Source organism: Amycolatopsis sp. NPDC057786 (assembly GCF_042797905.1).
In the GTDB taxonomy this organism is placed as follows: domain Bacteria; phylum Actinomycetota; class Actinomycetes; order Mycobacteriales; family Pseudonocardiaceae; genus Amycolatopsis.
Window position 1 is genome coordinate 148,968 of the sequence record NZ_JBHVKW010000001.1, and the last position, 26,032, is coordinate 174,999.

The 26,032-nt window shown below is 63.8% G+C and carries 16 protein-coding genes; 7 read left to right on the top strand and 9 right to left on the bottom strand.

The window, feature by feature from the left end; all coding sequences use genetic code 11:
- The first annotated feature begins 585 nt into the window (after positions 1-585).
- Together ACFVM3_RS00775 and ACFVM3_RS00780 are read left to right on the top strand one after the other, a co-directional pair.
- Positions 586-1,110: a DUF4365 domain-containing protein gene (locus ACFVM3_RS00775; protein ID WP_378434309.1), complete on the top strand. Its 525-nt coding sequence runs from the start codon at positions 586-588 to the stop codon at positions 1,108-1,110.
- Entirely contained in the window at positions 1,110-2,228 is a 1,119-nt protein-coding gene (locus ACFVM3_RS00780) for a hypothetical protein (RefSeq protein WP_378434311.1), read from the top strand. The genes ACFVM3_RS00775 and ACFVM3_RS00780 overlap by 1 nt, the downstream gene beginning before the upstream one ends.
- Here the strand turns inward: ACFVM3_RS00780 and drmB are convergent.
- Together drmB and drmA are read right to left on the bottom strand one after the other, a co-directional pair.
- Positions 2,225-4,039 (bottom strand): DrmB family protein, encoded by a 1,815-nt coding sequence (gene drmB, locus ACFVM3_RS00785; protein WP_378434312.1) that lies wholly within the window; start codon positions 4,037-4,039, stop codon positions 2,225-2,227. The genes ACFVM3_RS00780 and drmB overlap by 4 nt on opposite strands.
- Before the next feature lie 35 nt (positions 4,040-4,074).
- A complete protein-coding gene (gene drmA, locus ACFVM3_RS00790) occupies positions 4,075-7,632 on the bottom strand; it encodes a DISARM system helicase DrmA (protein ID WP_378434314.1) in 3,558 nt (1,185 codons plus the stop codon).
- A gap of 128 nt (positions 7,633-7,760) precedes the next feature.
- On the opposite strand from drmA, the gene ACFVM3_RS00795 reads away from it, so the two are divergent.
- Positions 7,761-8,405 carry a type IV toxin-antitoxin system AbiEi family antitoxin gene (locus tag ACFVM3_RS00795; protein ID WP_378434316.1) on the top strand — a complete coding sequence of 215 codons (645 nt, stop codon included), beginning with the start codon at positions 7,761-7,763 and terminating at the stop codon, positions 8,403-8,405.
- The gene (locus tag ACFVM3_RS00800; RefSeq protein ID WP_378434318.1) at positions 8,398-9,174 is read left to right on the top strand and encodes a nucleotidyl transferase AbiEii/AbiGii toxin family protein; all 777 of its coding nucleotides are present in this window, start codon (positions 8,398-8,400) and stop codon (positions 9,172-9,174) included. Before ACFVM3_RS00795 ends, ACFVM3_RS00800 begins: the two co-directional genes overlap by 8 nt.
- Before the next feature lie 6 nt (positions 9,175-9,180).
- Here ACFVM3_RS00800 and ACFVM3_RS00805 read toward each other — a convergent pair whose 3' ends face one another.
- From ACFVM3_RS00805 to drmD, 3 genes are read right to left on the bottom strand one after another with little or no spacing between them, the layout of a single operon-like run.
- Entirely contained in the window at positions 9,181-11,508 is a 2,328-nt protein-coding gene (locus ACFVM3_RS00805; RefSeq protein ID WP_378434320.1) for a DUF262 domain-containing protein, read from the bottom strand.
- Positions 11,509-11,525: 17 nt separating this feature from the next.
- Complete coding sequence (locus ACFVM3_RS00810) at positions 11,526-15,482, bottom strand: Eco57I restriction-modification methylase domain-containing protein (protein ID WP_378434321.1); 3,957 nt, start codon at positions 15,480-15,482, stop codon at positions 11,526-11,528.
- Positions 15,482-18,679, bottom strand: coding sequence for a DISARM system SNF2-like helicase DrmD (drmD, locus tag ACFVM3_RS00815; protein ID WP_378434323.1), 3,198 nt, complete (start codon positions 18,677-18,679; stop codon positions 15,482-15,484). Before drmD ends, ACFVM3_RS00810 begins: the two co-directional genes overlap by 1 nt.
- 111 nt (positions 18,680-18,790) lie before the next feature.
- On the opposite strand from drmD, the gene ACFVM3_RS00820 reads away from it, so the two are divergent.
- Positions 18,791-20,878: a UvrD-helicase domain-containing protein gene (locus ACFVM3_RS00820; protein WP_378434325.1), complete on the top strand. Its 2,088-nt coding sequence runs from the start codon at positions 18,791-18,793 to the stop codon at positions 20,876-20,878.
- Here the strand turns inward: ACFVM3_RS00820 and ACFVM3_RS00825 are convergent.
- A complete protein-coding gene (locus ACFVM3_RS00825) occupies positions 20,859-21,164 on the bottom strand; it encodes a DUF6204 family protein (protein WP_378434327.1) in 306 nt (101 codons plus the stop codon). The genes ACFVM3_RS00820 and ACFVM3_RS00825 overlap by 20 nt on opposite strands.
- A 179-nt stretch (positions 21,165-21,343) precedes the next feature.
- On the opposite strand from ACFVM3_RS00825, the gene ACFVM3_RS00830 reads away from it, so the two are divergent.
- A complete protein-coding gene (locus ACFVM3_RS00830) occupies positions 21,344-22,003 on the top strand; it encodes a hypothetical protein (RefSeq protein ID WP_378434329.1) in 660 nt (219 codons plus the stop codon).
- Between the two features lie 111 nt (positions 22,004-22,114).
- Complete coding sequence (locus tag ACFVM3_RS00835; RefSeq protein WP_378434331.1) at positions 22,115-22,750, top strand: SRPBCC family protein; 636 nt, start codon at positions 22,115-22,117, stop codon at positions 22,748-22,750.
- On the opposite strand, the gene ACFVM3_RS00840 is transcribed toward ACFVM3_RS00835, so the two are convergent.
- From ACFVM3_RS00840 to ACFVM3_RS00850, 3 genes are read right to left on the bottom strand one after another with little or no spacing between them, the layout of a single operon-like run.
- Positions 22,726-23,466, bottom strand: a complete 741-nt coding sequence (locus ACFVM3_RS00840; protein WP_378434333.1) for an HNH endonuclease — start codon at positions 23,464-23,466, stop codon at positions 22,726-22,728. The genes ACFVM3_RS00835 and ACFVM3_RS00840 overlap by 25 nt on opposite strands.
- Complete coding sequence (locus tag ACFVM3_RS00845; RefSeq protein WP_034310707.1) at positions 23,463-24,650, bottom strand: AAA family ATPase; 1,188 nt, start codon at positions 24,648-24,650, stop codon at positions 23,463-23,465. The genes ACFVM3_RS00840 and ACFVM3_RS00845 overlap by 4 nt, the downstream gene beginning before the upstream one ends.
- Before the next feature lie 26 nt (positions 24,651-24,676).
- Positions 24,677-25,825: a hypothetical protein gene (locus tag ACFVM3_RS00850; protein ID WP_378434335.1), complete on the bottom strand. Its 1,149-nt coding sequence runs from the start codon at positions 25,823-25,825 to the stop codon at positions 24,677-24,679.
- Between the last annotated feature and the right edge of the window lie 207 nt (positions 25,826-26,032).

Here is a 26,032-nt window from a genome sequence, read left to right on the forward strand (position 1 = left end):
GGCTGCTGGATAGGCCAGACGGCGAGCCGGCTACCTCATCCGGACCACCATCCCGATTGGCCTCATGACGGAGAGCCGGTCCGACTGCGGCAGACTTGCCCAAGTGCTGGCCGCACGAAGGCACAGATGCGGCTAGGTCTCCGACTGCGGCTATCTCACCGGTGTCTGCCGCTTGACCTTCAGGACGTCTACAGCGGACGTCATGAACGTGGAACTGCGCGCCCTTTCTCCCACCCTGGTCTCGCTCCCACGAAGCGCAGACAGAGGTGCTCAGGAGACCATGGCCGCTCGGTCGAAGACCCACGCGGCCCTTGCGTTCGAACCGCATCAAGATCTCCTCAAGTGATAAGGCCATCTCCGCGCATGATCGAACTGGCGTGAGACCAACTCCAGCCAAGGAGAGCAAGTCGATCCACGTCAACGGTCCTGAGACGCCCTCGCGCCGAACTTCACCCCGTGGGCGCGATCGGTCGGGCACGGGAACTTCGACAGGCTGATCGGCAACCAACTCTGGCAATATTCTGTCGTCCACAATGACGAAAGATCGACTACCCTTGGCCCCAATTCGAAGTCGAGACGGTGGGCATGGGACTGGTGCTGAGCAAACCAGAACATCAAGGGGCCTTCGGCCAGTCGTTCGTTCATGTCCTCGCGTCGGCAGCCGGGCTGACCGTCGCGAGAGAAGACATCGACAGTCGAGGTTTCGATCTGACGATCGGCCACAAGGGCAAACTCGGTCAGCTCCGCCACCCGAACATCGAGGTGCAGGTCAAGAGCTGGTCGAAACGCATCGCTGTCGAGCAACAGGGCTACTGGAAGTACGAACTTCGGACCCGTCACTACAACGAACTCGCCGGCACCGACTTCATGGTCCCCCGGTTCCTGGTACTGGTGATAGTCCCCGATGACTGGCACGACTACGTGGATCACGCCCCCTCCAGCACCGAACTCAGACATGCCGCCTATTGGATGTCGCTGCGCGACCATCCGACATCGAATCTCAAACCGGACAGCAAGGTGCGAGTGGACGTCCCTGTTCGGAATCTCCTCACGGTCGACTCCCTCCACGCGGTGATGAAGTCGGCCGCGACGCTGCCGGTGGGTGCCTGATGTCCTACGAGAGCCCCAACGATGAACGCCGTACTGTTGGCCTCTCCGCCATCGTCACTTACCTGCGCTCAACAGGCTGGCGTGAATCAGGCACGTACAGCCGCGCGATCGTTTGGACGACCATCGTCGAGGAATCCGAAGTCGAGCTCCTCGTGCCTGCCACCTCGGAGTTACGGGACTACGCCGAGCGCGTCGCCGACATCGTCAGGACGCTGGCTTTTGTCGAGGAGCGGCCGGAACATGAAATTCTCAGAGATCTCCGCTCCACTCGGGTTGACGTCTACGAAATCAGGACCGTCCCTGATACACCGAGCGGGACGATTCCGCTGAGCGAGGGCTTGCGCGCGGTCAGAGGGGTTCATGACATCCTCTTGGCCGCCGCAACGGCAGCCGCGTCTCCAGACCGTCCCAGTGTTCTGCCCAGCCAGAAGCCGCTGGCGGCAAAGGCAGTCATCGATCAGCTCCGCCTAGGACAAACCAGTGTCGGCAGCTACGTGCTACGAGTGGAAAGTCCGCTCGCCGACGCGAGCCTAAAACCTGCCGTGTCCGCGCGTGACGTGCTCCTTTTACTCCACCAAGCGGCATCCGCCGCCCGAGACGCGGCGGCGGAAACGTACGGGGACAACTTCATCGAGTTCGAAGAACGGATCGGTGACGGGGTCTCGGCCAATCTCTGTGACGCCCTGGTGGCCATCGGAGGGCAGCGGCAGAGCATGTTCGAGCTTTCCTTTTCCTGGGCCGCGGCCTCACCGACCGAAGCGGATACCCCGCTCGTCCGCTTCGACTCTCGCGCAATCTCGACCCTCAAACGCGCGGCGAAACACCTACGGATGCTGCCGGTTACCGAAGCAGTCGTGGTGATCGGACGCATCACTCATCTGGAACGCCCTCGTCCGACAGACAAACTCGGCAAGGTTCAATTGGCCGGCACAATCCAGGGCAAAGACCAGCGCCGGGAAGAAGACCGGATCGTCATGCGACTGAATCCACAGCAATACTCCTTGGCTGTAGCTACCCATGGCGACGGACGAAACGTCCGGGTCACCGGCGCGCTCCGGCACACTGGGCGCCAGTACGAGATCAGTCGAATCGACCAGTTCGAGGTCCTTGCCGACTAATCGGTGAAGAAGCCACACCCTGCGGTGCCGAGGGTATCGACCAACAACGCTCGGTCCAGGTACTGGTTTCCTCGCTCACATGACGTTTCCGCAGCGAACAAACACGCATGGCAGGCGGCGCCGTAGAGCCTTCCGTGCACCCGCGGGTCGTGCTCCGAACAGAGCGGATCGGAACTGCAGAGTTCAGCCGCCTCGAGCGCCTGATCGACAAGCTGTCCAAGCCTTTCGGTCTTACCCAACGACACGAGTCCGCCCAGCGTTCCTTCGCTGTCCGGCGCCGCCGTATACAGCAAGATCCCAGCCATAGGTGTCTGCCCATTCTCCGCGGCTGAACGCGCGTAAATCCGCTCGCCGATTCCTGCCGCGCTGTACCCCGAGTCCAGGGCGAGCTCCCGGATGAGCGTGTGCGCGAACGTGTGCAGGAGGACATACCGCATCCCTGGCCAGCCCGCGGCGTCGACGTCTCGCTGACGACACCACAACCGGTGTGCGGGCAGCAGCACGTTCCCCTCACGCTGACGCACCTCTGGCCGGGCTTCCCAGCGGGCGACACGCTCCTCATCGAACCGCAGAAAGAACCCCTCACCCCTGGTTTCCGCACAGGGAACCCACGTTGGCTCTGACAGCGACAGTGGCGCTCGTCGCTGGTCCGGAGTGTCTTGCACCTCCCATTCCGGCGCGTCGATCCGGGTGAATCCGTAGAGTGCGGCCACCTCCCGCAGCCGCGGTACCAAGACCAACCTGTTCAACCACGAGCCGGTGTTCTCCGGGACCGGCTCTCGCACTGTGGTGAAATCGGGCTGATTCGCCGACCGGTCACTGGTGAAGGCGTCCCACTCCGGTTGGTAAAGGTCGACGTTGTCTCCACGTCGCTCATTGCGCGGCCTATGCCGGGCACGCTCGACGACTGCGCGCCATACCTTGTCAATGCCGTAGCGTTCGAGGTCAGGCCAGCAGTTCTGATTCGGAATGATCTGCTTGGCCACCTCCTCAGGCAATTTGGCGAGAATCTCCAGTTCCTTCCAGAACTCCGCGACCACGTGCATGAGCGGGTCACGGTCCCTGGGTACGGTGAAGGCCCTCAGCTGAGTCGGGAACCAGCTGTTGGTAGCACCGAGCACGAGGGCGCGAACGGGCTGCCCACACTCGTCGAATTTGCCCGGAAGATGAGGGTGACGGCCTCGACAACCCGGCAGACTGAATTCAGCCGCCTCACCAAATGCCTCGGACATCGACCTGCGAGCGTTACACTCGCAGGTAACGAACACGTTGGCGGCCTCACCGGTACTGCCGGATTCAGTCATCCTGAGGGAATGCCCGGAATCGGGCTGGACACCCCGGTGTGAATAGAAGTGCCAGGGAAAGTCGTCGAGGTGACCGTTTTCGCATGCCAGCACGAAGCGAGCCGGCAGGGCCGCCGGGCGTTTCTTCCCACTGCCCCAGCACTTATGCGCATATCGAACATGATCGGGCCGCACCGGGTCTGGTTCCAAATCGAACAGGCCACTGGTGGCTTCAGCCAGCCGATTGCAGCGCGAGCATCGAAGCCAGCCTGGGAACAGGCCGACTGGCACTCCAACCTTGGTCCACTGCCCGAAGGGGTCAGACGTCTCAGGCAAATACGGCGGCAACCGCAAGGCGGTGACCTGGCGGCCCAGCTTCGCCCGTACCGCGGTCAGCAAGCGCTCTTCTTGCACGGGGCGAGATCGCTCGAGGTTCCAGAAATCGAGACCCAGCATCACCACGGACAGATTGGGCAGGTCCGCCATCGCGCCGGCTCCGTAGGTGTGCAGCAGCTGGTTCGGCCGCATCGCCCCGACTCGGTGCGCCTGAGGTTCCGCGGTGGTCACGAATCGCTGCCTTCCGGTTCGGTCTCCGCCGCGGGTACCCGTGCGGCGAATGGTGGTGGGGTGTCCGCGGCCACACCACCAGGAGGTTGTAACAACAGTTGAACACCTGGCTCGACATCGCGCAGTGACCTGGGGCAGGTGGCGAGCCTCCAGCTCCCACCTGTCGGGGGTTGCAAAAGACCGACGATGTCGTCGGAGCGGCTGGGCTGTTCGTACGCCAACCGGCGCCCGGGGGTAAGGCGCTCCCGGTTCCAGTAGGCCAGTCTTTCGTCCAACGCCTTTTCCACCCGGCGTTCGGCATCGTCATCAGTCGTGCTCCGAGACCGCTGACGGAGATACCGGGCGACGTACGCGGCGAGTTTGGATGTGCTGTCGAAGTCTTCCGCACTCCGGTTGCCGTTGTAGGCGAGTTCGGACTCCCTGATCAGCGAAACCAGTACACCGGTCAAGCCGCGGTCCACCGCACGGTCCGCGAACGGCGTCACCGATAGCGCTTCGACATGGCGATAGACCGTCGCATGGAAGTGCTCGAAACTTTCGTAGTGTGAAAGATCGCGAGGCCGGGCCCAGTTGTAGACGGTGAAAATGAGCCCTGGTGAACTGCGGCCGACCCGGCTGGTGGCCTGGATGTATTCGGCCGCCGATTTCGGTTGACCGCAGACCACCATCATGCCGAGCCTGGAGACGTCGACACCCACCGCGATCATGTTCGTGGCGAGCAGGACGTCGATCGGAGAGGGGGCGCCCTTGTCCTTGCTTCGAGGGAATTCGACCTCCAGCCGGTCGAGCAGCGGACGGATTTCATCCGAGGACAGCCGGGAGGTGAGCTCCCGGATCCCGTCGTCGGATACGTATCTGGTGGCCAACCCACGCTCAGCCGCACGCTTCAGCCTGCTGCGCACGTCGTCTTCCGCGATCCGCCGCATGCCACCGAGGTCACGAAGGCTGTTGAAGTAGCCGACCAAGGTCATGTACGGGTCGGTGATCTCGTTGCGGCCGTACCGCTCATGCAGCTTCTGCGCCGCTCCGAGCACCGAGACATAGACCCGGATCAAGGTTGACTTGATCCGGGTTCCTTGAGCGCAAATACCGACGTAGCGACGGCCGGGTTGGCTGGACACATCACGCTGCCTGGCGAAGAAGTTGTCATCGACAGTGAGTCCCGGCGGCGGGAAGATCTCCGTTTTGCGATCGAACAACGACCCTATTTGCCGGTCGGCACGTCGTACAGTCGCGGTCGAGGCGATAACCTTTGGCCTGACCTTGCGTCGAGTGTCCGGATTCACCCAGGTCGCAAGCTCATCGACGGCACATTCGTAGAGTCCGACCAGTGAGCCAAGGGGCCCGGAGATCAGGTGCAGCTCGTCCTGGATGATCAGGTCAGGTGGGCGCAACGCCGCAATACCCACGATCTGCGAAGCCGGCGCCTCCGGCAGCGGCCCGTGCCGCTCCTTTTCGTCCCAGCCGTCGTTGTTCCAAAGGTCATCGGTCACGAGGCCATGGCGTTCACACCTTCGACTGACTCGCCCGAACAGGGTCGTAGTCTCGCCCCGCCAGGGCAGCTGGGCGAACTTGTCCACTGTTCCGATCAACAACGCCGGCGGGTGCCGATAGATCTCCTCGTCCACCACCAGAACCGGCAGCCCCCTCCGTTCCTCTCGGCCAGGTCCGTCATTGGCAGCAGCGAGTGTGCCGAAAGGACAGCTGAGGCCAGGGCAGGTCACGAGGGTGCGTCGATAGATGTTGTTGACCTCGATGTCCCGGCCAGGCTCAATCCGGCTGCCACACCAAGGGCAGCTGGACAGCTGATGTGGAGAGCCTTGTGCCCGGGTCACCGAACCGCGGATGTTCCGACGTTGCTTCAGCCAGTCCTCGGCCTTCTTCGTGCTGTTCGGCGTGACTCTCGCGCCGACCCACATGCCGATCCGGAACGGAGTATCGCCCCACGTTTGTTCGTCTTCCCGACGGAGGATTTCGGCAGCGCAGATCAGTGTCGTCGCGCGCTCGAATTGCTGAATGGTGAGCAGCCGAAGCGTGTATCTCATCAGCACGGCAACTCCGGCCATCGCGTTGAGCGTGCCGTACTGCGGCTGTAGCCGACGAATGGCAAGGGTGAACGCGGTCAGCCCCAGGTAGGCCTCGGTCTTGCCGCCGCCTGTCGGGAACCACAGCAGATCCGCCACCGCGGTGTCTTCGGTCGACCGCTCCGGATGCGCGGGATCTGCCAGCGACGCCAGATTGAGCAGAATGAAGGCAAGCTGGAAAGGCCGCCATTCCTGCGTCGTATTTTGGTCCACGAGGGACACTGTCCGATCGAAATCCGCGGTTTGGTCCTTGCGTCGCCTGGCAGCGACCTGGGTGTGCAACCGCTGGAGATACATCGCACGGTTCGCGAACCCGAACGCGCGGCGTGCGCAGTCATCGGAGGCAAGGACGTCGATGCCGGCTTCGATGCGATCGGCCGCACGGCCCGCCGCGACCAAGCTTTCGCGAGCCTCTTCGAGGTAGTCACACAAGTACTGGTCCGAGTCTCCGATCGCCGTCGCTTTGCGGTCGATCCAGGCGCGATAACCAACGACCAACGGACGTAAGACGGCGACCAGCGATTCGGCTGACCGGTCGGCGAGCTCACTCAGTCTTTTCATCCCGAGTTCGACATCTCCGAGCTCAGGGAGATCGGGATCATCGTCAACGGTCGGCACACCAGTGTGCGGAACCTCGTACTCGGGCACGGTGCTGGTATTGATCTTTGTCGCGCGCATGGGGTCGCTGGGGTCGGCGACGGCATGGACCGCTGTTCCGCTGCCAAAGGCGAACTCTGGATGGAAGCGGTAGGCCATAGCCAGGCGCCGACGCTCGGCCTGGTCCGCGGAGTCGATGTTCCTCGGCCGTTCGTGCCTGGGCAGGAACACCGGTCGCGCGTCCTCGCCGACAGCGGATAACTCAACCTGGAACAGCCATGAAGGAACATGTCGTCGTCGTTCGGGCTGGCTCTGTTCGTTGTCCAGGAACAGCGAAACCAGCCAATTTCCATCTTGCCTCCGAACTCGGCCGCGAACGACCACATCCGGTTGGTCCGAACTCGGCGACAAGCGGGGTATCAGGCCTGGGGTCAGCGGTACGACGACCGAGCCCTCCATTTGCTCTCGCCGCCATACCTGCTTGCCCGCTGTCTCCTCGCGCTCGGACGTGCCTCGCTCATACCGCCCCCATTTCGCGGTGACCAGCAGCTTTGTCGCCTTCCCGTCGACATGAGCGGTGAAGCCCAGCGCGGAGGGTGTGAGGCTGACGACGTTCGGCGCCGTCGGCTGAGGGTCCGGCTCCACGGCGTCGCCGGCGTCAACCCGGGAAAAGTCGTCCTGCTGCTCGGGCTCGATCGCCACATCCTTCGGCGCCAGCCTACCGAGGAGGTATCGGTCGATCGGGCTCTCGCCGCCGCTTAACTCTTCCTCCGGCCCGTCAAGCGGACCTAGCAGGTCATTCAGCACCAGCTGCTGCAGCTCGTCACGGATCTCCTTCGCCGAAGGGACACCGAGTACCGGCTGTTCAGTCATGCGACCTACCGTAGCGACGATCAGCGACAATCCGAGGACGACTCCCCCAATACATAGCGTGAGCGCGCTGGATACGCACGGGATCGACTACGATGAACGTAGGCTTTAACCCTACGGAGGTCGTACTGATGACTAGGACAAGTCTTCCGACCGAGCTGGCGCAGCGCTCCGAGCGGGTCATCCGGCCACGAGATCTCGCCGATCTCTACGCACACCCACGCGCCGAGGTCGCGCGCATGGCCCGTTCCGGAGTCCTTCATCGTGTCGCCAACGGCTACTACGCGCTCCCGCCGTTGAATCGGCTTGGCGATTCACGCTGGACCCCCGATCTCAACGCAGTGGCTATGGGCGTCGGGCAGGTCGACTACGGGGTCTCGTCGGCAGCCCTGATGGGGATCAGCGCCGCCTACATCCACGGCGCTGTCCCGCGACGACTCGCGGTCGCGGTTCTCGCCATCCCCAAACAGCGTCCGCCATTGCCGACAGCGAACGCACGAATAGTCTTCGTGAAACGCGACGTGAGCAAGCTCGACGTCGAGCGAACAGAGACCGAACTCGGCATCGGCTGGGTGACCACTCTCGAGCAGACAGCCCTTGACCTGGCCACGCGCCCCACTCTCGGCGGCATTGGCGAGACGAACGCACATGAAGCGATCCAAGCCTTGATGCTGCGTGCCGACTGGCCACTTCTCGAGGAACTGGCCACGACGCAACACCGCCCAAGGGCGCTCGCCACGATCACCGCGTTGACAGGGAGAAAATCAGATGCTTGACCCTGCTGAACTCATCGCCACAGCGGACGCTTTCGGCGTCGCCGAGAGCCAAGTTAAGAGAGATCACCTGATCAGTCACGTGCTGGTGGCCCTCAGCCAGCTCGATCAACCGATCGTGTTCTTCGGCGGCACCGCACTTGCCCGAACATGGCTCCCCGACCCGTCGACCGGTGGCAGATTGTCCGAAGACATCGACCTGTATACCTCCGAGCGCAAGAAGGTCGCCGACACGCTACAGGAGCTCCCACGGCTGTTGCGCCGGGAGTTTCCAGGCGCACGCTGGGACCCATCACCAGCCGACGTACGGGCGATCGATCCTGCTCGCCTGGTTACCCGCGACGGCCTCCAGGTGCGGATCCAGCTGCTGAGCACCGCTGAACATCGAGAACTTGCACAATGGCCGGCAGAAGTCAAAGCGCTGCAGATGCGCTACACCGACGTTGCCCCCGCGTCGCTGCCCGTGCCGACACTGACATCGTTCGCCGCGATGAAGACCGTGGCCTGGCTTGATCGCTCGGCTACTCGGGACCTCTACGATCTGGCGGCTTTGGCCCGTATCGGGGCCCTCACCTCAGCGGCAGCGGACCTTGTTCACCAGGTGACCGGCTGGCGAGTCGCACGCTACGGGTTCACTAGCCTTCCCGCATTCGATTGGGCAGTCCAGCTTGGTCACCAGACCGGAACGCTGCCAACAGCCCAGAGCTGCCTCGACCTGGTGCGGACCAGCTACGGGGCCGCCCTGGGCTGGGCTGACGACGAAACGGAATGAGATCGGTCAGTCGGTCCAGCGAGACCGTTGGTAATTCACCAGGTCATCTCCGAAGAGCTCCTGCGTCGAGTTGTTGATCCGGACGAGGAAGACGGGCTTCTTGTCCCCCTTCGCCTGTGTGGCGAACTGCGGCTTGGCGCCTGGCGGAACATCGATCCGCGCGACGGTACGGCCACCGAGTTCGCCCATCCGAAGATCAAGACCGGCGGCCGCCACCTTACCCATCCGTGCGCCGATGAGTTCGGTGAGCCAGAGCTCCCACCCGTCAGGGTTCTTCTTCCCAAGAACAGTGAAGTCCTCTTCGATACCGACGATCGAGCCATCGTCGGCCACACCGACGAGGAGCGTTCCGCCATAGGCGTTCATGAAGCCGGCGATCGACTTGACAACGCCCCACTCCATGGCGTCGTCTTTTACGCCGGTACGCATGTTCTTCCGCCCGGTGGACTTGAATTCGACGACCTTGCTTTCCCCTGCGGCGATCACCTTCCGAATGTCCTCACGAACCCGGTCCGGGTTGGTATGCGTGTCCACAAACGGGCTTTCTGCACGGTCCGCCGACCGGTTCACCGGCTTACCCATCGCTTCCTCGATCTGCTTGAGCAACCGTTCGAACCGAGAGTTGAAGAACGCCGGAAAGTCGTCGCCGCGCAACGCGACGGTGTCGATGTCGTGTGAACGGATAATCGCGTCGAGGTCCGTGGCGCTGACCTTGTCGCCACTCTGGATCCGGGCCAGATACTTGCTGGGTGCGTTGCTTCCGATCCGGTGGTTGGTCCGGGCATCGATCGCGGTCTTGTTCACGATGCTGTTCGCGATGGCATCCGCGATGCCGTTCGCCGAGCACCAGCGCTGGGGGAAGATGTGGTGCACATCGATCGCATCATCAAGGTAGGCCTGAACGTCGATCGTCTCCCCTGTGCGGAAGTCACGGCCACCTCGTTTCATCAGCATCGCATAAATGCCCTTGTAAGCAGCACTGTTGCGAGTGCGCAAAGTCAGGAGCCGTTCGGCTTGGAACTGGGCCTCGCGAACGGTCCTCGGCTCAGGCCCGCCATCGGTGACCCACGCGACAACGTCCGGCAGGTCGTTGGCGAACCTGGTCTCGGTTGACCCTCCATACATCTCGCCGAATACACCGCACCAGTACCACTGTTGCAGTTTCTGACGGACGCCAAGACCTTCGGCAGTGTCTCCGAGCACAACCAAAATCGCAGTCAGTGGGACGAGCTGGGTCGCATAAGGGAGGTCGTTCGCTCGATAGACGTGCTCGCCATGCAGAAACCGCACAACGCGTTGAAGCGCCTTTGTGGCGTCGTCAGCCCACTTCCGGTAGTCGGCAAGCTCAAGACGAAGCATGTCCCGACGTTTGCACGACACTGCGGGTGCCTTGTCATCCCCAAGGCCGTCAGCAAGGTGCGTCTTCCGCCGATCGAACGTCGAGAGCAGTGTCAGAATCTGCAAGAAGTCCGTCGCCTCGAAACCGCTGAGCAACCGATGAGCGGACAGCTCATTCTTGCGTGCGTCCCAATCGGCACGCACGTTGAAGTCGTCGGCCGCGTAAGTCGCGGTCAGCAGCTCGAACACGGTCAGCGACACACCACCGGTGTTGACCTTCTCAAAGACCTGGCAGACCGCTTCCTTCGGCGTGGAACGGATCAACGCGATGGTCGGCACCTGGTAGTGCACGAACGCATTGATCACGGCCCCGTTGAAAGCAGTCCAAGTCTTCAGGCGTTCTTCAGGCAGGCCAGGACCTTTGCCGAGGTAGGCGAGCTGCCACTCCATGGTCGCGGCGTAGTCCATGATGCTGCCGAGCGGGAACATTTCGGCGGCGATTTGCGCCTCCGAAGTCGACACGTCCAAGATTGTCTCGCCTCGGAATGTTCGGATAACACCGTCTTCCGGCACGCTGACAATAGCCTCATCTCGGTCCTTCGCCGGGTCGATGCAGGCCTTGATATCCGCGAAGTAGCTGCGTGACACATTGTTACGCGCGTCCTTGGTCTGCACCGGAGCGCCTGAGCGGAGCGCGAGGTACAGCGACGTCATGCGCTGCTGGCCGTCCAGGAGCAAGAACTCCGGCTCGACCGGCGCGGCCAGCTCAACCCCCTCGAGGGGCCGCGGCCGGAACCGGACGTCAGGGTTGCCGGTCTGCAAGGTCATGACGGCGCCGATCGGATAGGACAGCGACACCGACGCCAGCAAGCTGGAGATGTGGTTGTCGTCCCACACCCAACCTCGCTGGAAGTCAGGGAGCTGGAGCGCTCCCGCCTTGGCCTGGTCGAGCAGTTGCGCCAGCGGAACCTCGTCGCTGGTGAACTTCTTTTCCACGGAGTTCCTCCTACTACTCAGAAGAGCGTGCCGTCGGGCTGAAACAGACCATCCAACGATGGCTGTTCCTCGACAGCTTTCTTGGCGCGCTTCGGCTTTGCCTTCTTCTTGTCGTGCAAGCCCTGGCGTACTTCCTCGGCGTACCGCTCGTGGTTGAGTTCAAGGAGCCGATCGAGCACCTCCACCTGGACGTCCGGCGCGATCGTGAATCGCTTCCCCTGCCGGGTCTGGTGGTAACCGTGGCCTAGGTCGAGGTCGTCCCAGCCGTAGGCTTCGGCGGTGGCCAGGTCGATCTCGGTGTGGATGTCTCGCAGACGTTGGATGTCCTCGTCCGTGACAGACTCGTTGTGCACCAGGTTGTACAGCTTGGTCAGTCCGAGCTGACGGCCCAGCATCACGGACCGCCTGAACTCGTCCAGCTCCTTGCCTACCCGATCCATCCGCTCCGTCAACTCCGGCTGCGGAAAAGTCTCAAAGCAATCAGATGGGGTGTACTGCAGGTCCTTCTTCAAGGTCGCCGAGTACTTCCAAGCCCATAAAATGTGGATCTGCGAATTCAACAAAGCCAATCGCGCAACAGCATTGGATGCGAAAATGACAACCTTTTCGTTCAACACTTGACCAGCCGACACAAGGACTGCGATTCCCGTACTACTAACCCTGGCGATAACCAGAAGTCTATCAAGGCCAGCAATCGCTTCTTGCATGGCAGGACGCTTTTCCGCGTATTGCCACCAATATTCTCGGTATACTTTTCGGTTATTTTCTAATCGAAAAGGCTTCACCCGCTCTTCAACAATCGAGAAGCAATCCCTATATTGACGAGCCGTCTCGATGTTCCAGTCGCGAAAGTTGATCACCCAGCGCGGAGTCGAACCATCGAAACTCGAGTTAAGATCCTCACCCCCCGCATAGGGGAAGAGAACCTCCTTATTGCGGGAGTCCTTCTCGATGAGAGCGCGCGCCTCCTCCGGAGACATGATGAAACCCATACCAAGGACATAAGACCCGATAAATGACTGCTCAGCATTGGCAGCCAATCGATGCGGGTATCCCTGGACTCGCGATCGCGGGTCCAGGGATGGGGTGATGGCATGGACCTGACGGCCATCGAGCTCGATGGCCTCACCCAGCGCCGTAGCACCCAACCACACCAGCGAAACCTCAAGCGAAGCCGTGCCCGGCCATCGCTGCGACTTGACTGCACGGTATACGTTCCGGCCACGCGCAACTACCTGGTCGAGTCCGACCTCGCGAGTATCACCTTGAGCAATAGTGTTCGTCGCGATTATGCCGACCCGTCCGCCGGACGCGATGTCCACATTGCGCAGAAGGAAGTACGAACAGAGATCAGCACTCCCCCGCCGCCCTCGCCCGATGTGATCGACCAGGTACTCACGAACGTCCTTCCCAATCGCGCTGGTCAGCCGTTGCCCACCGATGAACGGTGGGTTGCCGACGACGGCGTCGAAGCCGCCTCGGCTCATCACCTCAGGAAACTCCAGCGGCCAGTGCAACGGCCTGATTGGCGTCGACCTCTCCCCTTGTAACCAAGAATCAACCTGTGCCCGCAGCTCCTGTTCAACTGAAGAATGCGATACCTCTTCACTCAGTAGCAGGTCGACATCGGTCGCTACCATGTCCAACCGGCCGTCATACAAGACCGCCTGCCCGGCGGTGGACAAAGCGGCTCCAACCACCGCATCAGCTGCGACCCGCAGCTTGCGCGTCATCCATTCAGCGTTGGCGAGCTGCTCCGCCTTCTCCGCGGCGTCTCGCGCATCCTGGACAACACTCGACTCGATCTGCCTCCGAAGATCCGCCGCGTCACTGAGCACAAGAGCGAGGTGCTCGTTGAGGTAGCGGAATAGGTTCGTGCTGTGCTCAGTTCCAGCCGAAGCATCCAGATGGAAGGCGGCCACCTGGCGATCCGACACCAGACCCACCAACGAATCCCCACACCGCAACGAGTGGTTGAGGAAACCGAAAGGCTTGTCCTTGGCCAGAGTCACCAACCACAGCGACAGTTTCGCCAGCTCGACCGCCATGTCGTCGCGATCGACGCCGTACAGGCAACGAGAAGCCACCACTCGCCGCGCAGCCAGCAGCAGCCCATCACGCTCGTCACCGGAGCCCAGCAGCGAGGAGATCTCGGCAGGCACGCCGTCTCGTTCCCAAGCCTGGACCACGCGTTCCGCCAGGTAACGACAGGCCGACACGAGGAACGCACCAGAGCCCATTGCCGGGTCGACGACGTTCAGCCGAAGCAGCTCGTCGGCAGGCTTAACCCGCCAGTCCACCGGAGCGGCACCCTGCGCCGGTCCGGGGTCATGGCATAGCGGCGCCAAGGTGTGTTCGACGACTTCGTCCGCCAGTTTGCGCGGTGTGTAGTGCGTGCCCGTCGAACGGCGGTCACCGACCTGCGTAAACAGCACTGAGCCGGCGGGAAAGACCGTTGGCTTGCCACGGAGATCCGGGCGTAGCAGTCCCCAGAACGGCCGCGCCCGCTCGGCGAGTTCGTCGTCGTTGTCGAACGCGGCTCGCAGGTCGGCGAGCTCGTCAAGCGTCGGCTCCGCGGCCTGCCACTTACCGAACTGCTTCGGCGTCGCATCGCACAATGCACGGAGCGCCTCGTCGTCCATGTCTTCGACTTCACGCAAGGGCAACTCGGGCTCCACCTTGCCGCGAAGCCCGACGTACGGCTCCGTCACCTTCAAACAGGAGAACTCCAGCAGACCTTCGTAAACGTGCCCGATCTGCTCGACACCCAACCGCGCGTAGCTGAGCGGCTCGGGAGCCTTGCCCTTGTGTTTCAACACCAGCAAGGCGTCCAGGATCTCGTGGATCACCTGATCGCTGATCTCGGCCACGGACAGCCACGGATACGTGCGCGGGTTGAACAGAGATCCGCCGTATGCCGGGATTCGAAGATCCGGATGCTCGCAGCCGTCGTGGATCGCAGAGAACAATGCCAGCAGCCTCGGCCAAGCCGCTCGTCGGCGATCCGCGACCTCATCGCCGTACATACTGCGTTCGATCGTCAACTGCTCGTGCAACGTCGAGACGGCGTAACCCTGTGCGTAGATCGGATCGGTTACGGGAAGCAGCCGCTGTTCCTCTGCCGAAAGCACGAAGACCAGCCGCATCAGCACGGTCAGTGCGCCGCGATAGATATCCCGCTCAGGCACATCGGCGAGGACGGCACCGCTAGTTTCCCGGTCCCGTAACGCCAGCTCAGCGACGAACAGCTCGACGGCCTGCCGAACCTGGAGCCCCAATGTGGTGGTGACATGCGTGTGCTCGTCCGCGCTGCGCGCGAAGATCCCGGCCAAACTGGTGGAAGGCATTCCGTCCGCCAGAGTCGGCGCCGGTAGTACACGGGTAGCTGCGCAAAGAGACGCGAACGCCCGCAGCAGTGCGGGTTCTTCCGACCACAGGTCGGCGTCGAACACCGCAGTACTGGTGGTCTCGCCCGGCAGCGCATGAACCAGCACCCAGAGCTGCCCATTCGTCAGGAGCGCCAGGGGGATTCGCGTATCACGGCAGACCTGCGCGGCGCGTTCGGACAAGGCGGGCACGCCGCGAACCGACGCGGTCAGCGGCTCGCCGAAGGGCCTGCGGTAGAGGTACATACGGGTCGCTCCACCGACGCCGAGAGCGGCGTCCGGGCGCGTCGCCCCGAACTCCGCCGATCCGACGCTGTCGCTGAGCATCGCAGCTGGAAAGCCGAGCACTTCGGTCAAGACCAGGTCCTGCCATGCCGATCCACGCAGGTCAGGAAGCTCGGACACTTCGGTCCATGCCTGGCGGACACGGCGCAGAGCTTCCTTGGGAATGACGTCGAGGCCCTGCGGAAACACCGTCGTGAGCACCGGCAACGCCAGGAACGGACCTTCGGGACGAACCAGTGAAAGCCACTCCGAATGCTGCTCGGCGATAGTGGGTGGGCGCGGCACCTTGGGCTTGGCCACCATCACAAGCCTCCCTTGACGAGTGACTCCGGGACAAGGAATTCGACCGCCGCTGGGAACCAACGAGCGACCGGATCGGCGTAGCGGCGGCGTAGTGCGGCGCTCTCGCCCTCACGCTGGTCCGGGATCATCTCCAACCTGTTGATCAACGAGTCATGATCGGTATGCAGCTGATCGCGTTCTTCCTGGTCAAGCAGGCTGAACAGGCTGCCCTGCTGCCACTGGTCGGTCGCGTCGAGGGCCTGCCTGATCGACTGCGCCAGCTCATCGAGCACAGCGCTGATCCCAGCGACCTCCTCATCACAACGTTTACGTAGCAACGCTTCCATACTCCGTGTCCGGTCCGCGGCCCGGCGGGAAAGCAGTTTGGCGAGCGGATCGGACAACTCCGGCCACAGGTCGGCCAACCGGGACCGGAACTCTTCGGGCACCGGCGTGCTCGACGCGGCCGCGAGCCATGACGTTATGTCCTCGGCGTTGGCCCGCCGAAGTTTGCCCTCGTCGATCAACCCACCAGCGGCCATGACTTCTTCGTGCAACCGGGTCCCCTCCGCGCCGGTCACGACCACCCGACCGTGGGCCACCACAGCAGGCATGAGCAACACGTCGCCAGGCACGACCCTGGCGGTGACCCTGCTGAGCTTGCTCGCGCCACTGCCTCTCGCCTGCGCCCACAGTTCCGCACGAAGGAGCCGCAGACACATCTGTACCAACTGATGTCCTAGATGGAGCAGCACAACGTCGTCGTGTCCGGTGACGGCGTCCTGGTCGAAGGTCACCGGCCTCTCGTTGCCGGTAAGCGGGTGGTACAGCCCGGTGTTGCGCGCGGCCGCCCACGCACCGGGCAACTCCGGCAGCCGGAACACCGGCGCCGCAAAACCCTTTGGAGCCGTAGCCGGTTGTAAGTCACGCCGATGTGCCAGCCGGAGACCGGTCCGGACAACCTGCTCGACAGTGTCCGGCGTGAGGTCCAGCTCAGCGCGGCTCCCGGCAAGAGTCTCGGTCAGTCGCTGGAGGTCACGGGCCAGGTCACGTTCCACCTTCAAGCGTGCACGGGAGGCTCGTTTCGCAATCTCGTCGTCAACCGCCACCCACTCCGGCTCTCCCCCGAGCATTTTGCGCTCCACCTGCGCGGATATCACGTCACCCGCACTGCCCAGGTCCTCCCGGATGCGGTCGACCTTTTCCACCGCGATCCGCAAGAAGTCCAGCTCGTCCTCGAGTGATCCCTCACTAAACGTGGTGTCCTGCCAGCCTGCGGGCACGAAATGCCGGATCTCCACCTCCGCCGCTCGCTGCCCGTGCCGATCGACCCGGCCGTTTCGCTGTTCGAGGCGATTGGGATTCCATGGGATCTCCCAGTGCAGGACACGATGGCAGTGTCGCTGGAGGTTGATACCTTCGCTCGCCGCGTCCGTCGCGATCAAGACCCGGACCGGATCCAACTCCGGCTCGGCGGTGAACCGGTTCTTGATCTCTTCGCGCTTCTGCTCGTCCTGTCCGCCGTAAAGGAGCTCCAGCCGTTCAGCCGGATAGCCGGCCGAGATCAGCCTGTCCTCCAGCCAGCGCTGGGTATCCCGGTACTCGGTGAACACGATGACCCGCTGGTCAGTCCAATCACCGTCAGATCGCACGATCGGGTCCAGCCAGCCGAGCAATTCCCGGAATTTGGCGTCGGGCCGGTCTTGTGCGCCAAGTGCCCAGCTCTTGAGCTCAACGAGCATGGCCCGTTCGTCCGATGTCAGCGGAGGCGCACAGTTCCGCGCCGCGGTGAGCGCCGCGGTCTCGGCCTCGGCGTACGCCGCGTCGTCCTCCGCGGTCTCGTCGAGCCGTTCGATCGTGGTCCGGAGAATCTGCTGACCACCGGCCTTCTGCTGATCTCGCTCGCGGCCGTCCATGGTCTCCAAATGCGTCTCGACCGTCTCCGCCAGAGCCTTGGGCGACGAAAACATGCGCCGCTTCAAGAGCGTGGTCACAAAGTCAGCCGCCGACTTGGAGGCCTTGTGACCCGCCACCGTGTCCCGACGGCTCGCCGAGTAGCGCCTTAGAAGAGCATGTGCGTCGCGTTCATCCTCGGAATAGTCAAGCTCGAGGTAGTGGATCTTCCGACCGCTGAAACGGTCACTGCCGTCCCATTTCTTCGGCAAGGTCCGTTTGAGCCGACGTACCATGATCTTCGCCAGTTGCTCGTCAGTCGGCTTTACCCCTCTGGCGAATCGTTGGTCGTCGAGCATCTCCAGCAACGCGGTGAAGGACTCGAGATATCCGTTATGCGGAGTGGCAGACAGGAAGAGTCGATGCTCGCAATGTGGTGCGAGCGCGCGGATAGCTTTGGTTCGAAGGGAGTCGACGGCGTACTTGCCCCTCCCTGATGGCGCACAGCTGTGCACCTCGTCTACCACGAGCAGGTCGAAAGCCCGCGGATAGCGCGGCGACACGGGCAGCACCTCGCGCAGCAAGCGCATAGGGCGGTCCCGTTTCAGCCAATCGACACTGACGATCAGCCGCGGATAGTGCGTCCACGGGTTCACGTAGAGCCCCCGCTGCCGCCGGAGCTTCTTCAACAGGTCCGCGTCGACGATCCGGAAGTCGAGGCCAAACTTCTCCCGCATCTCGTCGCGCCACTGGAAGGTCAGCCCGGCCGGACAGACGATCATCATGGTGCGAGCCCGGTGCCGCAGGAAGAGTTCCTGCATGACCAGCCCAGCTTCGATCGTCTTTCCCAAGCCGACATCGTCGGCGATCAGCAGATTGGTTCTCGGCATGGAGAGCGCTCGGACAACCGGATCGAGCTGATAGTCCTCAATCTGGATCCCGGATCTGAAGGGCGCCTGCAGCGCGGTCGTGTCGGCCGAGGCAATCGCCCCCCAGCGCACAGCGTGCAGAAAAGCCGCCAGCTCGGTTGGCTCGTCGAAGCCTTGTTCGGGGCTTGGCAGTACCGCTGAGTCGTGCACCGCGGCGGCGGGTTCCAGCTCCCAGACGACCCGTAACTCCTCGTCCCGCGTGTCGTCCTCGATACTGGCCAGCGTGACCAGGTGCGTCGCACGATCGGCGATCACGTGCGGATCACCGCTGGTGACCTCGCTACGGACGATCTCCGCCGCGATCCACTGCCGGTTTCTCACCGTGACCAGCTGCCCAGGTGCTGGAACACCGATCGTGGCTTCCCCACCCTCCGCCGTTTGAGCAGCCGACCCCACGTTGCCTCCCCTGAATCCACTACAAGATCTCACACCTGGATACCATGCGTGACCGAACAGTCGTAGCCTGCGCAGGGAGCGTTACCGAGCCGAGGGGGCCAGGTGCCAAGTTTGTCGATCGCCGCGGACTTTCTGAAGAACTACGCCACCTTGGAGAGATCCGTCCAAACCGGTGTACGGAAAGTCCTGTCGACCTTCAGCGAGCACACTCACGCCGGAATCCATCTCGAGAAGCTCGAAGGTGCGCGGGATCCGCAGATTCGCACGATCAGAATCAACAAATTCTGGCGCGGCGTGGTCCTCGCACCCGACTCCGGTGACACCTACGTCCTCCTCACTGTGTTGCCACACGACGACGCGATCCGATACGCAGTCGGCAAAGTGTTCACAGTGAACGAGGCGTTCGGCGTACTTGAAGCCAGAGATCAGACCGCGCTGGAGCATATCGAACCGGTCCTCCGTGCTGACGCCTCCACAGCTCATGAGCGCTTGTTCGGACATGTCAAGGACAAGGAGCTGATCAAGCTCGGTATCGATGCCCAGATCCTTCCCCTGGTCAGGGTGATGGTGTCGGACGCACACCTCGCCCCTCTGGCCAACCTGTTGCCCGAGGCGCAGTACGAAGCGCTTGAAACGTTGGCAATGGGGTACACCGCAGACGAGGCCTGGCAACTGCTGTGTGACCGTCGATTCAACGACAAGCCCGCTGCCGAGATCGATCCAACGGATCTCAGCGCGGCCATCGAACGAATGCCTGACAAGTTCACGACCGTCTCCGGGCCGGAAGAACTCGCGGACATGCTCGGCAATCCCTTCGCACTGTGGCGCACCTACCTGCATTTTCGCCAGGAGAACGTGGCCTACCGCGCGATGTTTACTGGTCCGGCCTTGGTAACTGGTGGCGCCGGCACTGGCAAGACTGTGACCCTCGTGCACCGGGCCGCGTTTCTGGCCCGACGGCTGCATGCCGGCAAATCGACTGACATCTTGGTCACCACCTACACGAACAATCTCGCAGACGCGCTGCGGGAGCAGCTCGGGCTTCTGGTCAAAGACCAGAACCTCCTGTCTCGAATTCGCGTGTCAACCGTCAACAGCGAGGCTTATCAGATCGTTCGTCATCACGAACGCGCACATCCCAAAATCATAGACGGCTGGGAGAAGAATCGGCTCTGGCAAGCCGCGTCCCGGCACATAGCCGGAGCAGTATCGGCGAAGTTCCTGGAGAGCGAGTGGGAGCAAGTTGTCCTCGCCCAGGACCTGCCTGATCGCGAGACGTACCTCGTCTGCGAGCGTCGCGGACGTGGCAGGCTACGTGTTCCGCGCGAGACGGTATGGACTGGCATCTCCTTCTTCCTGGATCGCCTAAGGGAGAAGGACCAGCGGACACATACCCAGATCGTCGCCGACGCGACTCGAATCCTGGCGGCCCAGCGACGCACTCACTATCGGCATGTCCTAGTTGACGAGGGGCAGGATCTCCACCCGAGCCAGTGGCGGTTACTGCGCCAACTGGTCCCTAGCCAGCCCGACGACCTGTTCATCGTCAGTGACCCCAACCAGCGGATCTACGACAACCGCGTCTCACTGAACAGCCTCGGCATCAAGGTCCGTGGACGCAGCAAACGCCTTGTCGTCAGCTACCGGACAACTCAGGAAATCCTGGACTGGGCACGGAAGCTGCTCGACAAGACTCCGGCCACCGGCCTGGACGATGAGCCTGACGGTTTGATCGGATACCGCTCACAGCTTCATGGGCGCCGACCAGTCCCCCGCCGTTTCCCCGACCGGAGGTCGGAGCTCACCGGGCTCGTCGAACAAGTCCAGCAATGGCTGCAAGATGGCATCGAGCCGAATTCCATCGGAGTAGCCGCCAGAACCCACGCCGGGGTACAAGAGGTACGCGAGGCCCTGAAGGACGCTGGATTCGACCAAGTGCGCGTCGAAACCATGCATGGGATGAAGGGGCTCGAGTTCAGGTGCGGTGCCGTTGTCGGTGTCGATCACGACTCCGTGCCGCTACCAGCCGCCGTTACTTCGGCAGACGACGATCCAGCGACGCACGAGCAAGACACTCAGCGTGAGCGCTGTCTACTGTTCGTAGCCACGACCAGGCACCGGGACATGCTCTACGTCTCACACGTCGGCGAGCCAAGCCCGTTCATTCCGGACACGTGGTCTAACGGCGGCGGATCTTGATGTCGTCCATGCAGGTCGCCTTGCCCGCGACGTCGCGGTACGGATAACCCTTGGCGTCCAGCAGTTCCATGACCTTCAGCTCGGCTTCGTCGAGCACGTCGCGTTCCTCTTCGCCCCGCAGCGTGATGCGGAAGGTGAACGCGCCGAGGTGCGCGCTGTAGGTGAGCAGGCCGTCCTCGGTGAACCCCATCGCCTGGTGCCGATCAAGCTCGGCGAGCAGCCTGGCGCGGGTGTCGGCGTCCGGGTGGTCGAACTTGCCGTTGACGAGGACGCGGTAGGTCGGCATGCCCTCGAATATACAGACCTGTATCCGGATACGAACCCGGATATCCAACGGGTGCCCATGATCCACGGTCGAGTGAAACGACCGTCACGCGCGCAACGGGCGAATCCGACACGCAGATAGTGATGACAAAGGAAGAACGGCCAACCGGCTCGCTCTCCGTCACGTGAGGAGGACGTGGAATGCGCATCACCATCGCAAGCCGGGCAGGCCTGGTCGGCGCGCTGCTGCTGGCGGGTCTCGGTGCCGGGGTGACCCCGGCCGCCGCGTCGAACCCCGCGGGTGTGGCCTCGCTCGGCTCCGCCGCCTTCACCAAGGGGACCTCGGCGCCGATCTCGATCGCCTCGCTCGCCGACTGCGCGGTCGAGGGACCGACGAGCAACTCGTCCGGGGTCGTGACCAGGACCGGGATCACGTTCGGTGGCGGCACGTCGACGTGCACGACCACCGTCGTCGACCCCGAGAACGACGTCACCACGACGAAGTCGGAGGCCAAGGGGCAGAACTTCGAGCTGTCGGCGCTGGTCTCGACGGGCGGGCCGCGGATCAAGATCAGGTCCTACTCGGTCAGCTGCACGGCGACCCAGACCAGCACCAACGCGAGCTGGACCTACGGTGGCGCGACAGGGCTCGGCACCCTTCCGTCACCGGTGCCGGTCGGCCACGTCAAGCCGATCACCAAGTCCAACGGCACCCTGCTCGCCGAAGCGATCTTCAACGAGCAGACCTTGCCGGGCAACGGCAGCATCGGGCTGACCATGCTGCGGATCAAGTTCGCCCCCGGCTCGAACATCACCGGCGAAGTGGTCGTCGGGCGCACTGCCTGCTCCCCCACTCCGTAAGCCAACCCGCCGGGAAAGGGGCGTCCGGGACTCACCGGGCGCCCCTTTTCCATTCTGGCTTATATAAGTCACTACTGATATCTTGTCGGCAACCGAGCCGAGGAGGCACCGATGGTCGACGTGACCAGCCAGATCAACTCCGTCCAGCGCAGGCTGGGCAAGCGCGTGGTCGAAGCGGGCGAGGCGGTGACGGCCACCGTCAGCCAGGTCTACGACACCGGCCTCGACGACCTTTGGGACGCCTGCACCGATCCCGAGCGCATCCCGCGCTGGTTCCTGCCGATCAGCGGCGATCTGCGCGTCGGCGGCAAGTACCAGCTCGAAGGCAACGCGGGCGGAACGATCGAGCGCTGCGACCCGCCGAAGAGCTTCGCGGCGACCTGGGAATACGGCGGCGACGTCAGCTGGATCGAGCTCCGGCTGAGCCCCGAAGCCGACGGGCGCACCCGGTTCGAACTCGACCACACCGCCGTCCCCAACGAGCACTGGAACCAGTTCGGTCCCGGTGCCGTGGGCATCGGCTGGGACATGATGCTGCACGGGCTCGCGCTCCACCTCGAATCCGGCGAGGCCGTCGACCCCGAGGCCGCCATGGCCTGGATGACCGGCGAAGAGGGCGCGCGGTTCATGACACTGAGCAACGAGGCCTGGTACGAGGCCGACGTCGCCAACGGGACGGACGCGGCCACCGCCCGCACCCGCGCCGACGCCACCTTGGCCGCCTACACCGCGCCGCCGGAGAGCTGAAGATCTTCGGCGAGTTCCGGGGCGCGAAGCAGCTCGATGAGCCCGTCGTCCGCCCGGAACACGGCGCGGGCTCCCGGCATCCCCGCCTGCCGGAGCATCGCGTGGAGGACGTCGGCGTGCGGCTGGTCGAGCAGGGTCCAGACCATCGCGCGCCGCTTCCCGTCGTCTCCCAGTTCGCGCGCGGCCCACCAGCCCATGACGAGCGCGCTCACCTGGTTGACCGCCGTTTCCCGCCCCCGCGCCAGTTGCGCGCGATTGAGCCCGCACACCTTGATGGTCTGTTCGCCCTTGTCGGTCAGCGCGCGGTAGGTCCCGATCGACAGCACCAGGAACAGGTGCTCCAGCGGATCTTCGGCGGTCGGATCGATGAGCAGACTGTTGCCGTCTTCGTCCACCGGGAACAGGTCGCGTTTGTGGTGGCTGTTGCAGTACTCGCAGGCGAGCACGTGGTTGAGCCAGTCGAACGCGCGCCCCGGATTCCGCGCGATCGGCTCGAAATGGTCCACAGTGGACCCGAGACCGTCGCCGCAGTACATGCAGTAGCCGCGGCCGGCGGCCATCACGTCCAGACCCGCCCGCAGGGAACGCCGCACAGCACGCGAAACCCGCCAGAGTCGCCGGGCTTCTTTCGTGTCACCGGAAGGGATCCGCGCCGTCAGCTCTTCGAGATCGGCCACCACCCGCCCCGGCAGCGCGATCCGGCGGATCCCGATCACCGATCGTCGGCCTCGAACCGCCTGGCCACCTCGTCGACCCGGCTCGGCGGCGAACTGCTCAGCATGCCCCGCAGGCGTTCCCATTCCCGGACGCCGTTCGCGTCCGCGCGGCCGGAAGCCACCTGGAACTCCAGCTCCGCCAGATGCTCCCGCAATTCGACCGCCTGCGGCGAATACGGCGTGTCCAAGCCGAAAAGGTCGGACAGCACGGCGTCGTCGCCGGAGCCGAACACGACCCGCTCGTACAGCTCCTCGGAGACCACGCGCGGCGGGACGTCCTCGTCGGGCCCCGAAAGCCGGATGAGGCCGCCAGGGTCGGCGGCCTGGCAGACGTAGGGGCTGTGCGTGGTGACGATGAACTGGATCCGCGGGAAATGCGCCTTGAACCACGATCCCATGCGTTTCTGCCACGACACGTGGAGATGCGCGTCGACCTCGTCGATGATCACGACACCGGGACTCTCGTGGTCGAGGCCGGCGCCGTCGAGTTGTTTGAGCAGGTCGACCACGAGCGCGGTCACCGTGCGGTAACCGTCGCTCATCTCGCGCAGCGGGAACCGGTCGCCCCGGTACTCGACCCAGAGCCCGTCCGAATCGACGTCCCTGATCCGGTAGCCGCCGGGCAGGAGACCGTCACCGAGGATCTCCAGCGCCGCGTCCTTCAGCTCACGGGCGCCCGCTTTTCCTTCCAGGGCCCGGAGATGCTGATTGATCAGCCAGGTGACGCCCTCGGCGAGCGAGGCGTCTTCGTGGAAGAGGCTGGCCATCCGCGCCAGCGATCCCGCGCCGCGCATCCACGACTCGGCCTCGCCGCTCCCGCCCGCGAGCCGCCGGAACGGCCCGTACGCCGCGCAGAACGGCTGGCCCGGCGGAAGGCCGGAGATCGGCAGCAGGCCGGAATCGAGCCAGCGGACTTCGACCGGCGCCGGGCCCTCCTCTCGCATCACCGACAGCTCGATCGACCCGGACGTCTGATCGTTCGAGATCCAGCTGCCGGCGTCCGACAACAGGCCCCACGCGACGTCCGGCGCCGCCGCGACCGCGATGGCGCGAAGGAGCGAGGTCTTGCCGGAACCGTTGCGCCCCGCGAGGACCACCCAGCCGGGGCCGGGCAGCCGGAGGTCGACGGCGCGGGCGCCGCTGAAGCCGCGGATGTTCTCCAGCCGGACCCGCTCGATGTACATGGAGAAAGCTTACGACGGGGCGGACGTCACCTGGCCACCCGAAAGTGGGTCGCCATCACGAGCTCCATCACGGCATGCGCCTTGGCGATCTCCACGGCCGGGAGCGCCCTGGACCGCGGCCATTCGTCGATCCCCCGTTCCCGCTGCGACGAAAGCAGCAACCGGACATGCCCGCGCGAGCCGAGATTCCCGAACGGCGAGACGTACATGAGGAATCCGCTGTCGTCCTTGTTGCGAAGGGTGACTCCCGGATTCCCGCTGAACGAGTGCTGACGATGGTCCTTGAAGGTGCCGTTCGGATCCGCGTGCCAGTCGCCGGGCGCGCCGCCGTTCACGGTGGCCCCGGCCTCGATCTGCACCCGATGGCGCGGTTCGACGAAGTAGCAGGACCCCGGCGTCGCGATCGGCTCGAACTCCGGCCCGAAGGTCTTCTTGACCGCGTCACGGAACACCGCGCACTCGACGTTCGGATCGGCGGCGCCGGCGGCCAGGATCGCGTCGGCACCCGCGGGGACCTGGGCCTCGACCGCCGGATCGCAGGTCTCGCCCTTGCTGGTGGAGACCCAGTCGGCGCAGGCGCCGACCCGGGCGCTGTCCTGGGCGTCCGGCGGGTAGACGAGGTCACGGGGCAACTTCGCGGCTCCGGCGGTGGCGAAGTCGCGGAGAAGTCCGCAGTCCTTGCTCCGGCTCTGGAGCCCCAACTCGAACTGAACCGCGCGCTGGAAACTGACCGGCACGGTGATCGCACAGCCGCCGACCGCCCCCTCGCGACGGGATTCGACCTGGTAGGCCTTCACTCCACCGAGGTCGACGACGGCTCCGTCGTTCCGGAGTGCCGCGTGACCAGGGTCGACGTCCTGGACGTAAAGCAGCGCCTCGTAGCCGCCACGCATGAGAGTGCACGTCTTCCTGCCGTACTTCACCTTGGGCTCGCGCGTCACGGGCCTGGTATCGCCTCCCTTCCTGCGGTCGTAGGCGGCCAGGTCGATCAGCTCGCAGAAGTCGAGGGCGGCCAGCGCCGCGTCGACAGCCTTCGCGTCCCGATCGGCGGGACGCGGCTGTTTCGGCTGCCATTTCGGAAACTGCGGTGGCGGCGGGGGCGTATCCACGGAATCCGCACAAGCCGCCAGCAGCCCGAGGAGCACTGCGCCGAGAATCACTCTTCGAAACTTCATTACGCAGAGTGTGCGAATTCGCCCTCGGGTCCACCAGGAAGAACCCGGTTTCCAGGGGCAAGTTCACACGATTGATTTTCACGGATAGTCACCAGGTTCGCCGAAGCTATTCAGCGGGGAACGGGACTTTATGCAGCCGGGTTCACCGCCTCGGGAACCCTGGTAATCTTCCCGGCGTCGGATTACGCAGGGTGCATCGGGGAGACG

Excerpts from the sequence above, each read along its gene's own strand:
- ACFVM3_RS00810 (WP_378434321.1), bottom strand. The coding sequence starts at position 15,482 with ATGGTGGCCAAGCCCAAGGTGCCGCGCCCACCCACTATCGCCGAGCAG.
- ACFVM3_RS00795 (WP_378434316.1), top strand. The coding sequence starts at position 7,761 with ATGACTAGGACAAGTCTTCCGACCGAGCTGGCGCAGCGCTCCGAGCGG.
- ACFVM3_RS00845 (WP_034310707.1), bottom strand. The coding sequence starts at position 24,650 with ATGTACATCGAGCGGGTCCGGCTGGAGAACATCCGCGGCTTCAGCGGC.
- ACFVM3_RS00780 (WP_378434311.1), top strand. The coding sequence starts at position 1,110 with ATGTCCTACGAGAGCCCCAACGATGAACGCCGTACTGTTGGCCTCTCC.
- ACFVM3_RS00830 (WP_378434329.1), top strand. The coding sequence starts at position 21,344 with ATGCGCATCACCATCGCAAGCCGGGCAGGCCTGGTCGGCGCGCTGCTG.
- ACFVM3_RS00825 (WP_378434327.1), bottom strand. The coding sequence starts at position 21,164 with ATGCCGACCTACCGCGTCCTCGTCAACGGCAAGTTCGACCACCCGGAC.
- ACFVM3_RS00800 (WP_378434318.1), top strand. The coding sequence starts at position 8,398 with ATGCTTGACCCTGCTGAACTCATCGCCACAGCGGACGCTTTCGGCGTC.
- drmB (WP_378434312.1), bottom strand. The coding sequence starts at position 4,039 with ATGCGGCCGAACCAGCTGCTGCACACCTACGGAGCCGGCGCGATGGCG.
- ACFVM3_RS00850 (WP_378434335.1), bottom strand. The coding sequence starts at position 25,825 with ATGAAGTTTCGAAGAGTGATTCTCGGCGCAGTGCTCCTCGGGCTGCTG.
- ACFVM3_RS00835 (WP_378434331.1), top strand. The coding sequence starts at position 22,115 with ATGGTCGACGTGACCAGCCAGATCAACTCCGTCCAGCGCAGGCTGGGC.
- ACFVM3_RS00775 (WP_378434309.1), top strand. The coding sequence starts at position 586 with ATGGGACTGGTGCTGAGCAAACCAGAACATCAAGGGGCCTTCGGCCAG.
- drmA (WP_378434314.1), bottom strand. The coding sequence starts at position 7,632 with ATGACTGAACAGCCGGTACTCGGTGTCCCTTCGGCGAAGGAGATCCGT.